Origin of the sequence: Bacillus shivajii, from assembly GCF_020519665.1 — a bacterium.
GTDB lineage: Bacteria > Bacillota > Bacilli > Bacillales > Salisediminibacteriaceae > Bacillus_CA > Bacillus_CA shivajii.
In genome coordinates this window covers 3928551-3942796 of record NZ_CP084703.1, presented here as the reverse complement: position 1 = coordinate 3942796, position 14246 = coordinate 3928551, and the positions used below count along the sequence as shown (strand labels likewise).

8 protein-coding genes are annotated in these 14246 nt (G+C 38.0%); 6 read left to right on the top strand and 2 right to left on the bottom strand.

Going from position 1 to position 14246, the window contains the following annotated elements; genetic code table 11:
* Positions 1-260 precede the first annotated feature (260 nt).
* Together LGQ02_RS19000 and LGQ02_RS18995 are read left to right on the top strand one after the other, a co-directional pair.
* A complete protein-coding gene (locus LGQ02_RS19000; RefSeq protein ID WP_226515851.1) occupies positions 261-1880 on the top strand; it encodes a glutathione ABC transporter substrate-binding protein in 1620 nt (539 codons plus the stop codon).
* Positions 1881-2294: 414 nt separating this feature from the next.
* Positions 2295-3911 carry a glutathione ABC transporter substrate-binding protein gene (locus tag LGQ02_RS18995; protein WP_226515850.1) on the top strand — a complete coding sequence of 539 codons (1617 nt, stop codon included), beginning with the start codon at positions 2295-2297 and terminating at the stop codon, positions 3909-3911.
* 385 nt (positions 3912-4296) lie between these two features.
* On the opposite strand, the gene LGQ02_RS18990 is transcribed toward LGQ02_RS18995, so the two are convergent.
* A complete protein-coding gene (locus LGQ02_RS18990) occupies positions 4297-5541 on the bottom strand; it encodes a polysaccharide deacetylase family protein (protein ID WP_226515849.1) in 1245 nt (414 codons plus the stop codon).
* Positions 5542-5770: 229 nt separating this feature from the next.
* Here LGQ02_RS18990 and LGQ02_RS18985 point away from each other — a divergent pair, with 229 nt between their 5' ends.
* Entirely contained in the window at positions 5771-7171 is a 1401-nt protein-coding gene (locus tag LGQ02_RS18985) for an N-acetylmuramoyl-L-alanine amidase (protein ID WP_226515848.1), read from the top strand.
* Positions 7172-7559: 388 nt separating this feature from the next.
* Entirely contained in the window at positions 7560-10772 is a 3213-nt protein-coding gene (locus LGQ02_RS18980) for a leucine-rich repeat domain-containing protein (protein ID WP_226515847.1), read from the top strand.
* A gap of 170 nt (positions 10773-10942) precedes the next feature.
* Here LGQ02_RS18980 and LGQ02_RS18975 read toward each other — a convergent pair whose 3' ends face one another.
* Positions 10943-11401 carry a hypothetical protein gene (locus tag LGQ02_RS18975; RefSeq protein WP_226515846.1) on the bottom strand — a complete coding sequence of 153 codons (459 nt, stop codon included), beginning with the start codon at positions 11399-11401 and terminating at the stop codon, positions 10943-10945.
* Between the two features lie 364 nt (positions 11402-11765).
* On the opposite strand from LGQ02_RS18975, the gene LGQ02_RS18970 reads away from it, so the two are divergent.
* Positions 11766-13127, top strand: a complete 1362-nt coding sequence (locus LGQ02_RS18970) for a glycosyltransferase family 4 protein (protein ID WP_226515845.1) — start codon at positions 11766-11768, stop codon at positions 13125-13127.
* A 50-nt stretch (positions 13128-13177) separates the two neighbouring features.
* On the top strand, positions 13178-14206 hold the full coding sequence (locus LGQ02_RS18965) for a LacI family DNA-binding transcriptional regulator (RefSeq protein ID WP_226515844.1): 1029 nt from the start codon (positions 13178-13180) through the stop codon (positions 14204-14206).
* The last annotated feature ends 40 nt before the right edge of the window (positions 14207-14246 follow it).

The following is a 14246-nucleotide window of genomic DNA, read 5'->3' as shown; positions in this document are numbered from 1 at the left end:
GAATCTTTCACCAACTTTTATATTCGACAAAAAGCGGGAAGTGGATGGTCCCGTAAATGATTTTTTAAAATAATAATATAGTCCTATGTAAGCGTTTCACCACTTGTCAGCGCTAAAGGTTTTCATAATTAAATGCGTATTTCTAACAGTCTAAAAAAATGAAATTATCAAAAAATAACTTTACAAGTCTATTTGAGTATAGTAATTTGGAATACATCATTTTATTTTTTGAAAATTTTACGTATAGGGAGATGTATTGCATGTTTAAAAGTAAAGGATTAAAAGCGGGTGCTTTTTCTGCAGCATTGGCGCTTGTGCTTATAGGTTGTGCAAGTGAACCAGACGAAGAAGCTAGTACTGAAGTAGAAGCAGGGACCGAGACTGAAATAGGAACAGAAGATATTGTTGCTGGGGATAACGACCTAATCATTGGTAAGCTCTCTGATGCAACGTCACTCGATCCTCATACCTCAAGTGATATTCCATCCGGGAATATTCAGACAAATCTTTATGAAACATTAGTAAGGTATGACACGGACATGGTGCTTGAGCCTTACCTTGCAACGGAATGGGAAGCGGTCGAAGAAGATGTGTGGGAGTTTACGCTTCGTGAAGATGTTTATTTCCATGATGGTACAGAGTTTAATGCAGATGTCGTAAAAGCAAATATTGAGAGAATACTAGACCCAGATTTAGGTTCTCCACGTGCAATTTTATTAGAAATTATCGATGACGTGATCGTTGTTGATGATCATACCGTTCAGTTTGTCACAGAAGATCCTTTTGCTCCTCTTCCTGCACATTTAGCACACTATTCAATTAGTATGATTAGCCCAGATGTCATTGAAGGTGATTATGCAGCAGTTGAAGATGGTGCTCAATATGGTGACTACGTAAACGAACACCCATACGGAACTGGTTTCTTTACGTTTGACACTTGGGAGAGCGGATCTCAAATTACTTTACAACCAAATGATGAATATTGGGGCGATCATGTTCGCGTTGATTCTGTAATATTCAAAGTTGTACCAGAAGATTTAACGCGTATTGGTGAACTTGAAACAGGTGCTTCTCACATCATTGACCCAGTTAACCCGGCTGACCTTGCCCGTTTAGAAGCGTCTGATGGTGTTGCGCCGTATGTTCGTAATGCAGCGAGCATTACATATCTTGGTTTTAATGTTGAAAAAGAGCCATTTGATGATCCGAAAGTACGTCGAGCGGTTGCAAAAGTTGTTGATAAAGAAGCAATTCTTGATGGAATTGTTGAAGGTACTGGAGAAGAAGCAGTCGGGCCAGTAAACAATACTAACTTCGGATACAGTGAAAATGTTGAAAAATTAGAGCGTGACATCGAAGCTGCGAAAGAATTACTTGCTGAAGCAGGTTATGAAGATGGTTTTGAAACAACGATCTGGACAAACGATAACCGTGAGCGTATTGACATTGCTGAGCTAACACAAGCTGAACTAGCACAAATCGGTATCGATGTTGAAATTGAAGTTCTTGAGTGGGGTGCCTATTTAGATGCAACTGCTGCAGGAGAGCACGATATGTTCATCTTAGGTCTAACTCTTGGAACAGGTGACGCAGACTATCCAATGCACATGCTTTTCCACTCTGATAGTATCGGGAACGGGAACCGCTCTCAAATGAATGACCCTGTTTTTGATGAAATGCTATATGAAGCACGTATCGAACAAGACGAAGATACTCGACTAGCTTTATATGAAGATGCAACGAACTACTTGCTTGAACAATCGCCAATGGTATTCTTATACCACCCAGCACATACAATGGGAGTAAGTGATCAAGTAGAAGGATTCTGGGCAGACGCATCAGGCCTTTACCAACTACAAGACGTAGAATTAAATAATTAAGGTACCGGGGACTTCCCAAGTATTGTCGAAAAAGAGAAAAAAAGTGTGGATTTTGAAGCACCAGGCATTATGCCTGGTGCTTTTTTGAGGTGCCAGGCACCTCCCGAGTTTTGTCGAAAGGAGTGAAGGGTTCATAATTGGTGCATAATTTTTTTGAAGTTAAACGTATTTTTTACCATGACATTCTACTAATAAACTATGAATAGTCATGAATAAAAATAATGAACAGTTAAGGCGATGAGCTGGATCTATCCGCCTTTTCAACATTGTATAGTCGGATTTTAGGTAGCGCGACTCAGACTAATAATACATAAAAATGTTTAAAAATACACTTTACAATGTTCTGATAGTATAGTAAATTTGTATACATAATCATATTCGAGAATAATTATACCGATCAGGAGGATTTATCATATGTTTAAAAGTAAGACGCTAAAGGCCGGTGTTTTTTCAACAGCATTGGCACTTGTACTAATAGGGTGTGCGAGTGAACCAGAACAAGATGCTACAGCAGGGGCTGAAGGAGAAACAGAAATAGACACAGGAACAGAAGAATTAGATGTAGGAGAAAACGACCTTGTCGTCGGTGTACAATCTGATGCATCATCATTAGATCCGCATCTAACGAGTGATGTTCCTTCAGGAAACATTCAGTCGAATATTTATGAAACGTTAACAAAACATAATTCAGATATGGAGCTTGAACCGCTTCTAGCAACAGAATGGGAAGCAATCGAAGAAAATGTTTGGGAATTTACGCTTCGTGAAGATGTCTATTTCCATGATGGGTCTGAATTTAATGCAGAAGTTGTAAAAGCAAACATAGAGAGAATCTTAAGTGATGAAGTTGGCTCCCCACGTACAATTCTTGTTGGGATCATTGAAGACGTTAATGTCGTTGACGAATATACCGTGCAGTTTGTAACAGAAGATCCATTTGCACCACTTCCGGCGCACTTTGCGCACTATGGCATTAGCATGATTAGTGGCGAAGTGATTGAAGGAGACAATGAAGCTGTCGCTGATGGTGGTCAGTATGGTGACTATGTGAACGAAAACCCAGTCGGGACTGGTTACTTCACGTTTAATACGTGGGACAGCGGTTCCCAAATTGTTTTGGATAAAAATGAAGACTACTGGGGTGAAAAAGTAAGTGTTGACTCTGTCACATTTAAAGTTGTCCCAGAAGATTTAACGCGTGTTGGTGAATTAGAAACTGGCGTATCACATATCATCGATCCGGTAAACGCGAGTGACATCTCTCGTTTAGAAGGTAATGATCGTGTTAGTCCTTACATCCGTAATGCCGCGAGTATTTCTTACCTTGGTTTTAACTTAGAAAAAGAACCGTTTGATAATCCGAAAGTACGTCGCGCAATTGCAAAAGTAATTGATAAAGAGGCCATTCTTGATGGAATCTTAGAAGGTACTGGGGAAGAAGCATTCGGACCAATTAATGATACAAACTTCGGTTACAGTGAAAACGTTGATAAAATTGAGCGTGACGTTGATGCTGCGAAAGACCTTCTCGCTGAAGCAGGCTATGAAGATGGTTTTGAAGCATCATTATGGACAAACGATAGCCGCGAGCGTATTGATATTGCAGAGCTTGCGCAAGCGGAGTTAGCGCAAATTGGAATTGATGTAAGCATCGAAGTGCTTGAGTGGGGCGCGTTTCTCGATGAAACAGACGCTGGTGCACACGACATGTTAATTCTTGGCCTATCTCTTGGGACAGGTGATGCAGACTATCCGTTACACATGCTCTTCCACTCTGACAATATCGGAATTGGAAACAGTGTAAGAATGGCAGACCCTGTATTTGATGAGATGTTATACGAAGCACGTATCGAACAAGACCAGGATACTCGATTAGCTCTATATGAAGACATCACAAACTATTTAATTGAAAAAACACCAAAGGTATTCTTATATCACCCATCTCACGTGATGGGAGTGAGTGACCAAGTCGAAGGATTCTGGTCAGACGCATCAGGGATTTATCAACTGCAAGATGTAGAGTTGAACTAGGTGCCAGTCACCTCCCGAAGTTTGTCGAATGGAATAAAGAAAGTGCCGGGCATATGCCGGGCGCTTTTTTTGCCTTACCTCGTTTTCAGTTAATAAGAGATACGAGGTACCTTCGAGATATACCTCGTATAACATATAGCCACTGAAAAAGTTATTATGTCCGTTTGAAAAATCCTTCGCTTTCGGTAGGCTATGCTTCAGATTTCTTGCGGAACTACGCCACTTCCTGTGGCATGCTCGGTATTAGGATGTCCTGTCCGTCGAAATATATCGTAGAATATTTCTTGGAGTAAATACTCTTAGCTATTGTTTTTACTGCGAGAGTCTCCTGATTTTTGAAGGACATTCTTTTCTTTTATTAAATGTTTTCAGTGGCCTCTATAACTTACCTAGGTTCAGTATTCAATAATTTTTCAATTAAAGTTTTGCCTGTGAAGTACTCTGGGACGTTGATGCGATGTACAAGTTGATCATTCAATCCTTCCCGTGTATTGACATTGTAGTGGATCGTAAAAAATGTATCGTAGCCAACATTTTTAGCTACTTCAATTAATTTTTCATTATAATACCCGTAAGGGAAGGCGAGCGAATGAACAGTCGGTCCTAACTCTTCCTCGATTCGTTCTTTAGCTAGTATAAGGTCGAATTGGATCCTTGTTAAATAATCGTCAATTGATTCATTGTGTTTCCGGTTAATATAGATTGCACGTTCTATTCCATCGTACCCTTCAATGAAGTGGTGGTGATCGTAAGAGTGTGTTTGAATATTAATGACTCCAGAGGAGGTCATTTCTCTCATTTGATCCCACGTTAAGTATCTTTCATTTTCTGAATCATTCCTTTCAACATTTGGATAGATTGTTGCTCTGTACCCTAGTTCCTTTAATATTGGATAAGCGTATTCATAATTACTTCGGTAACCGTCATCGAATGTAATTAATAGGGGTTTTTGTGGTAATTTATAACTAGAATCCTCTCGATATTTTACAATGTCTTCATCGGAGATTGTCTCAAATCCTGCATCTATGAGAGCCTCGATTTGTTCAGTAAAACGTTCGGGACTAACTTGTGTATATTCTGTACTTATATTTTTTTTGGGGGCGATGTCATGGTACATCAAACAGTATATATGTTCAGGCTGATAATGATATGCGCTAGTCATAGGCTTAACGTGGATTGTCAATTCAGTTTGTTTGTTGGTGACATGAATTTTATTGTTTTTACTATCATTATGAAAAGGAATATTTAAGGAGTCGAATAAATACCTTGCCGGAATGTATAGCTGTTCATGAATTAGTACCGGCTCTGTCAGCATTTCATGAATCTCGAGATCTGTTGTATAGTACGGTTTATTAACGTAAAAGTTTACTTCTTGTTTTTCTAAGGTAATATCGACTATGCCATCAACGCGATTATATTCGAAATTAGCTTCTAAATGCTCGGAGATAGCTTGAACTGGAATGAGCGTTCGTCCATCTTTTACATATCCGTATATCGTTCTATCCCCGTCTGACTTTGTGGTTGCGTGTACAGAGTTAGCTGTACTGTCAAAAGTAAAAAAAACGATAAATGTCGAAAATATAATGAAAGCAGTAGTAAATATAGAAAAGCTCGTTTTTAGTAAAGCCATCTTTACTTTACTCCCCTCTGTCAGTAAGTTGTTCCTCCCAAATTGTATTTGTACACAAAAATTTCTTACTTATAGTATGAACAGTTTTTATCGATAAATGTAAATTGCATGTGAAGAGGATTTTTTTAGCATTTTTAAGACGTAATTACCAAAAAGTGGCCAGCGGGCTTTCTAGTGTTTAATGATAGAATTGTATCAGAGTATGCTAGAAAGTGAGGAGAACACGGTGTTGGTTAAAAAAAATCATAGTAGGATTGTTGTATTTTTCCTGTTTTTTGTTGTATCTACGATATTAATTGTGCCAAGTGCAGCAGCTAATAATTTTTCTGATGTAAATTTAGATGAGATTAATAGATTAACAGATGATGAGTTTGTAAGTGGTTTTCCAGATGGGAAGTTTCACCCTAATCGTTCGGTTACTCGTGCAGAAGCAATTGCGATGATTGCTCGTACGTTAGACCTGAATGAAGAGCAGAGAACGACACCGTTTATAGATGTGCCTGATTCTCATTATGCATCCGGGGTGATCGCTTCGGCCTATGAGACAGGCCTTGCTGTTGGAGTTTCAGCGGAATTGTTTGAGCCTGAGGCTGGACTAACAAGAGCTCAAGCTGCGGCATTCCTTACTAGGGCTTATGATATGGAATCGATTCAAAGTCGCGTATCGTTTAGAGATGTACCTAAAAGTCACTTTGCTTATGATGTTATCGGTGAATTATCAAGCAGTGGAGTGACAGTAGGTTTTACTGATGGTACGTTTCGCCCTGATGAAAACATTACGAGAAGAGATTTCGCTGTTTTATTAGCAAGAACGATTTATCCGGAATTACGAAGAGAGTATACACCTCCTAGGTTTCAACCGAATCCGAATACGATAGCTACAGCCGAGGTCGTGAACGCACCAGATGGTTTAAACATTCGTACAGGTCCAGGGGCTAGTTATGGTGTTCTTGAGAAGTTGACAAATCATACTAAAGTTCGAGTTCTAGATACAGTAAATAATTGGGCAAAGCTTGATTATAAAGATGGCGTAGCTTATGCCTCACTAAGTTACTTGCAAGTGAAATCTACAACAGATCTTGCACCACTTTTAGGAAAAACAATAGTCGTTGACCCTGGACATGGTGGAACAGACCCAGGAGCTGTCGCAAACAACTTAAGAGAAAGTGATGTCGTTCTTGATATATCCTTAGTTTTACAAAGGAAACTGCAAATGGCAGGTGCTAACGTTGTGATGATACGCGAAACAGATGTATATCCAACAATTACGCAGAGGGTTAACCTTGCAAACAGTTCGACTGCACATGCTTTTGTAAGTGTTCACGCGAATGCATCAATTTATGAATCTGCTCATGGTACAGAAACGTTCTGGAATGACAATCATCATGGTGCGGCAAGCCAGCAACTAGCTGCGTATGTACAACGGCATTTAATCGATCAACTACAAACAAGAGACCGTCGTGTTAAACACGGTGGGTTCGGTGTAATTAGTCATACCATAATGCCTAGTATCTTGGCTGAGGTTGGTTTTATTACAAATAGAGCTGAAGCTGACCGAATTCGTACCTTTGAATTTAAGGAAAAATCAGCAGAAGGTATCTATAAAGGTCTCATTGAATTTTTTAATTAAAATTTAGCAACAATAGTAACCCCCGAGTGTCAATGACACTTGGGGGTTTTATAGTAAAAAAAACAATCCATACTTATTCCCTTAAGCTTTATACCTTATAAAAGTCCTCTCATAAGAGCATACAGAAGGAACATAGCTAGTTTAGTTTAAAAGTCTACTAAGTTGCTCGTCAATGAGAAAGGGTGTTAAATTGATTTAATTGTGACGTGGGAGAGATAGACTATTTGTTATCGTTAGCAATTCTTTGATTTTGTGAGATTTGAACGTTGAGGGGCTATATTACAAATATGTTACTGATACCTTTTGATTACAGAAGTTTATATATAATTATATCCTATGATAGACTACTAAAGTCTTAATGTACGATAATTTCATAAAGGATGATACGATGTTAAAAAAGAGATTTGTAAATGTATTTTTATCATTATTACTACTATTTCCTTTTGCATTACCTGTATTAGAAGAACAGGTAAATGCTGCGGAAGGTGGGGATGACAGTGAGCAAGCTATATTGTCGGCGCAAGATATAGAAGTTGTTAATGAAGCTGTTTTTTTAGTCTGGTTCTTAAAAGGAAATAAGATTGATGCTGCAGATTTTACGATCACTATTAATGAGGAATTGATGGAGGATACTGAATCTGAGTTAAGTATTGAAAAGAATCCTGATGATGAGTATTGGCAATATACATATCAACTGAGAAGCGAGCACTTTCAAGACATAAAGAATTATGAAATGATTGTGGAAAGTGAATATCTAGAAGGCGGACAAATTGACTTTTTTTTAAGTGAGGAAGGTATTCCGTATTTATTTGGAGATAATGATGAATCAGAAAGTGAGCAAAGTACTGAGGATCAGGCAGAAATATACGATAGGTCTATTTCTTATCAAGGTGAAGAAGTTGTCCTTACGTGGAATGTGCACTTTCATAAAGAAATTAACCGTAACGATTTTCACTTAAGCTTAATGGGGGAATCACTCGATGATGAGATTTATGTAAATCATTTATCTGAAGATCATTGGGACTATACATATCATCTATCTACTGATCATTTTGAAAGCGGATGGACGTATGACGTTGTTCTTTGGAGTGAAAAGTTAGCCCAGACAGAAGTGTTTTTTGAAATCGATACTAGTTATATGGACCTTCCTGAAGAAAATACTGATTCGCAACAGCCGACAGATGCTGAAGAATATGATGAAGAGGATATTGTAACAATTCCTAATGAAGAACTTAGAGCTGCGATTTACGAACAATTAAGTATGGAAATTGGTGCAACAATAACGAAACAGCACTTAGAGCAGCTGACAAGTTTCCATTTTTACGGAAGCAACTACGATCTAACTGGTTTAGAATATGCAACTGAACTTGAAGGGCTAACTTTATATAATGAGGAGAGCTTGGACCTAAAAATACTATCGGATTTCTCGAACTTAACGTATTTGTCTATAGATGCACCTAATGTTAGCAATAAAGAAGTTATTTCTGAGTTAACGAGTCTTCAAACTTTACGTTTCTATGCCGGAGAATCATTTGATGATCTTTCTTTAGTTGAACCGTTAGAAAATTTAACGTTACTTTCTTCTCCAGGTGGATCTATTCAAGACTTAACACCACTAAGGGACTTACATAAACTGGAAAGGTTACAATTACCTAGAAATGAAATTACAAATATTGAACCCTTAAAAGATTTAGTAGAATTGGAAGTGCTGACATTGGGTTCAAATTTTATTAAAGACATTTCTGCACTTTCAAATTTAAATGGTCTTCAGCAATTATACTTAGAATCTAACGAAATTAAAGAAGTTAGTCCAATTAATGGTTTAGATAACCTATACTATTTAACCCTTGAAGATAATATGGTTTCGCAAATAGAAGACTTATCAGGTGTTTCAAACTTACAGCACTTAGACTTAAGTGAAAACAACCTTCAGGACATTTCTTTTGTTCAAGGTTTGGATCAATTAGAATCACTTTCATTAAGTGAAAATCGAATAGTTAACGTAGATGCCTTGAATGAATTAAGTCGTTTAAGTTCGGTAGTATTGGATGGCAACTATATTGAAGATATTAATTTGTTACCTAACACCCTTTTTCAATTAAGGGTTGAAAATAATTCTATATCGAATATTGAACATTTAGCTGAGTTATCAGATCTAGCTGTCCTTTCAATTTTTCATAACGACCTTGATTTATCTGATGAATCAACATCAAATTTGCTAGCTCAATTAAGTGAAAGCTTATTTTTCATAAAGTACGAAGATTACATTTATATTCAAGAAGTCACCTCTGAAAGTGTAACGATCATGATTAATGAACAAGAAGCAGAAAATATGGAAAAATTGGTTATTAGAGTAGGGGATCAAGAGAAAAAAGTATTAAAAAACGACTTCGGAAATTTTGAGTATACAATTAATGATCTTAAACCTTCAACGGATTATGACGTTGTTGTAAAAATGTACTCTTCAACGTATGGCGAAAGTGAATATTCTCGTCGTGTATCTACTTTAAGTAGTCCAAAGGAAGAAGAGCCAAAAGAAGAGGAAGAACCGAAAGAAGAAGAGCCAAAAGAAGAGGAAGAACCAAAGGAAAGTGAACCAGTAGTCATTAAGCCTGTCGTAAGCGAAGACCGTATTGCTGAGATTAGTGACGATGATGTGGCGAGTGCTGTAGAAGGGACGTCTTTTTCAGTAGATGTATCCGAGTCTGAGGCAACGTCAGAAAGAGTGGAAGTTAAGTTCTCTAATAAACAAATTGATAGTTTAAGAGAACGCAATGTTCCTACAGTTGAAGTAAATAAAGGCAGTGTAGGTATGGACATTCCCCTGAATCATCTGAATACAGATGAAGGTGAGACAAGTTTCCGTATGGAAAAAAGAGAAGCTGCAGAGCGTCCTTCATTTAAGGCAGTTGGTGACATTTATTCTTTTAATATACAAAAGTCCGGAAAAGATGTCAGTGATTTTGGAGATGAGCCAGTAACTCTTACCTTCCCTGTTAATATTGATGAAATAACAAGCAGTGGTCATTTAAGTGTCTGGTATTACAATGAAGAAACAGATGACTGGGAAGATCAAGGCGGTACGTATCAGGATGGCGTTGTTACAGCACAGGTACATCACTTCAGTACTTTTGGTGTATTTGAGTCAGCAACTTCAGAAGAAGAGGAAAAAGAGAATAAAGATTCTGAATCACAAGAGCCTGAAAAAAGTGAGGACGAATCAGCTTCTTCACCTGAAAGCGGGATTTCTGAAAGTGACTCCTCAGACGGGCAAATAGAAGATGAAGAGGAGCGTGATGTAGAGGGAGAATTCTTATCAGTGAATGATGAACGTGTCTCAAGCGACGAAGTGAACACTGATGGAGAAACCTCAGCTGAAGATGCTGACTATGATGAAAAAAACGATGATTCCACGTCAGAAAGTGATAAAACTGATAGTACACCTTCAGGTGAAACCACCCAAGAACCGGAATCTGAAGGAGCGTTATCAGCGAATGAGGAATATAATACGTCAAATGGCTTTTTGTACATTTTTGCAGTGGTCATTATGTTAGCAGCAGGAGCAGCAATATTTATCTATAAAAGAAAACAAGCAGCATAGATTTAAACGGAAGGTATGTCGTACCTTCCGTTTTTGTTTCACTAGAGGAGAATAATAATAAGGGGTTAGAAAATCATTATACTAACACTTTTGGTTCAGCTATTTAACTTAGACAGAATATAAAGATTAACGTACAAAAAGAAGTCACAATGATAAAGTGACTTCCTTTTCTATTGCCCCTTATAGTCCCAAAGGATTTTCCATTTGTTATCTTCTTTTGCAGCAAATACATCTTGGATCATACGGAAATTGCCATATTTTCCTTTATATTTTTTCGTGACCGTCACTTTATACACCGTAAGAGGCTCTGATTCCTCCATTTTTCGCCAATTATTGATTTTTTTCGCTCGGCTTAACGAATATGAGAATGTATCAACGCCAAAGTGATTCATGAAAACGTGGGAGCGGTCTTGAATATAGTGTCCTCTTGTAAAACGTTCCTTCATTTGTGGATGGAGCATATTCCATGACGATGAAAAGTCCCACTCTTGCTCTAGACTGTAGAATTTATCCACTGCATTTTTTGCTTGGTGTGATGGTGAAAAAAAGAGTACAAGCATAACGATGATCGCAATAACCATCGCAGTACCGATTACAAATAACAACTTAAAAGAAGATCTCCTGTACATACGATTTCCCTCCTTCCCTGTTAAGGGAGGGTTGTATTACATACTATTCGTCCTTATGGAGGATTATGTTATGTTGCGAAGCTAAATGAAGAAGTGGGGTTTAACTTTTTTGGATTCGTGTAAGCTTAAGTGAAGTTCGCTCAACTGTTAGTGGGAATACAAGCAACTAGAAGAATTCGCCTCGGAAACGATTCTTTTATCACTTATGAAATGCTAGTGTGGTCTTAGTTTTCCATGATTTATGAAATGTTTCAAATGTGAATTCACTAGTTTGCCATAAAAGTTTTTATATACAGAAAGCGCTTTCCATAGTATAATTGCCATCGATGGCAAAAGTTTAACACATTTAAGCTGAGGTGATAGAATGAAGGTGGCATTAGCGCATTTTCGTGTAGGGGAGACGGATGGTGTTTCTCTTGAAATGGAAAAATGGAAGTTAGTCCTTGAGCAGTTAGGACATGAAGCTTTCTTTATAGCTGGAAGTAGTGGTGAGTCAGAGGCATATGTGATTGAGGAACTTCATTACCAAAATCCAGTTAACAATAAGTTCGTGAAAAACTGTTACGATCGTCTAGAAGACTATGACACGGCCGACGGATTAAAAGAAGATATTTTAAATTATGCGAAGATTATCGAGGATAAGCTCGTTTATATGATCGAAAAAGAAAGCGTTGACATGCTTATCCCGAATAATATTTGGTCTTTAGGATGGGGCTTGCCAGCTGGCATTGCTTTTACAAATGCCGTTAAAAAGACAGGTGTAAAAGTGGTTGCGCACCACCATGATTTTCACTGGGAAAGGGAGCGCTATTCGAATCCGACGTGTGAATTTGTTAATGACTTACTAGAAGAGTACTTCCCTCCCGACTTACCACAAGTGACACACGCAGTCATTAACCGAATCGCTCAAGGTGAGCTGAGAGAACGCAAAAATATTCCTTCAAATGTCGTTCCAAACGTCTTTGATTTTACAGAAGACCCATGGGGCGAAGATGAGTATAACCGTGACTTCAAAGAAAGTATTGGTATAGGTGAGAATGATGTGTACGTTTTACAAGCAACAAGAATTGCTGAAAGAAAGGCAATTGAGCTTGGGGTTGACGTTGTTAGTGAGTTGCAAAATGAGGAAAACTTGAAGCAACTAAAAAAGTTCGGTTTATATGACGGAAGGTCGTTTAATGAAGACAGCAAGATTGTTTATGTAATGGCAGGTTTGCCTGAGGCAAGTGACGAGTACATCAAACAGCTCATTGAAAAGGCGAAAAACGCTGGTGTCGATATGCGTTTCGTAAATGATAAAATTGAGTCGGCTCGTACAACAGTTGATGGCGATAAGAAATATTCTTTATGGGATGCGTATGTTCATGCGGACTTCATCACTTACCCAAGCATTCTAGAAGGATGGGGAAACCAACTTTTAGAAGGGATTTATGCGAAAAAGCCGATGGTTATTTACGAATATCCTGTGTATGTGACTGACTTGAAAGATAAAGGGTTCCAATTTGCGTCTTTAGGTGATACGCACGAGGGTGAAGAGACTGAAATTGTTACCGTTTCTGAGGAAAAAGTACAAGAAGCAGCTAGTGAAGTTTTGAAAACATTGATCGACCCAGAGTATAGAGAAAATGCCGTTCAAAAGAACTTTGAAATTGGTAAAAAACATTTCTCGTATGCGGCTTTGAAAGACTGTGTAGAAAATTTAGTAGGTTTAACAAAAAAACATTGACTACGGGTGTTGAAAGCGTTATCATCTAATTAAATAAAGTTTTGCTATCGATGGCAAACAAAGAAGCAGAGTTGATGATAATGAAAAGAGTAACAATTAAAGACGTAGCAAAAGCGGCTTCAACATCTGAACGAACAGTCTCAAGAGTCATAAACAATGATGAGAATGTAAAAAAAGAGACTCGTGAAAGAGTGAAGCAAGTCATTGATGAGCTAGGCTTTGAAGTAAACATGGCTGCAAGAATGCTCAAAGAAAAGAAAACAAAGCAAATTGTCGTTTTCATAGACAGGCATGAAGGTTTATATTGGGGCTCCTTCCATAACGAGATCCTCCAAGAGATTCACTTGTCTGCAAGAAAACACGGGTACAGGATGCTCATATCTTCTTCATCAGCAACGAGTTTTGAAGAAGATGAAAACGATGGTTTTTACTTATTGAAAAATGGCCTTTGTGATGGGGCAATTATCTTTGATAGTAAGCCTGGAGATGAGCGGGTTAAATATCTTGCCAACAACAAAACTCCCTTTGTCATTATCGGTAAAGATAATGAAAGGTATGACAGCTCTTATGTCGACCTTGACAACGAATATGCCGGATACCTTGGCGCAAGCTATCTTCACTCAAAAGGATATAAGAAGATTAGTATGTTGCTGGGTAACAAGGACTTCGTTGTTAATAAAGAGAGAATAGCTGGGTTTTTAAAGTACTGTAATGAAAACGATATCATAAGCGAATACAATACAGGGATTTCTAGTATGGAGAGCGCTTATGAAGCGATGAAGCAAATTCTCGAAAACTCTGATCACCGCTGTATTTTTATCTCAGGTGATGAACGAGCGATGGGCATTTACAGAGCTGTATTTGAAGCAGGCTTGAAAATTCCTGACGATGTTGCTGTTCTAGGGATAGATAACATTAAATTGGGTGAATATATGTGCCCACCAATTACAACGATTGATCAACCAAAAAAGGACTTCGGCACAACAGCATTTCAAATATTACTAGATCAATTGAATGGTAGTAAAAGTGCAAAACGGGTGATAATCGCCCCTGAAATTGTGGAAAGATCTTCAGTTTAAGAAGGTCTTCACTTAATTAACTTTTTGCCATCGTTGGCAA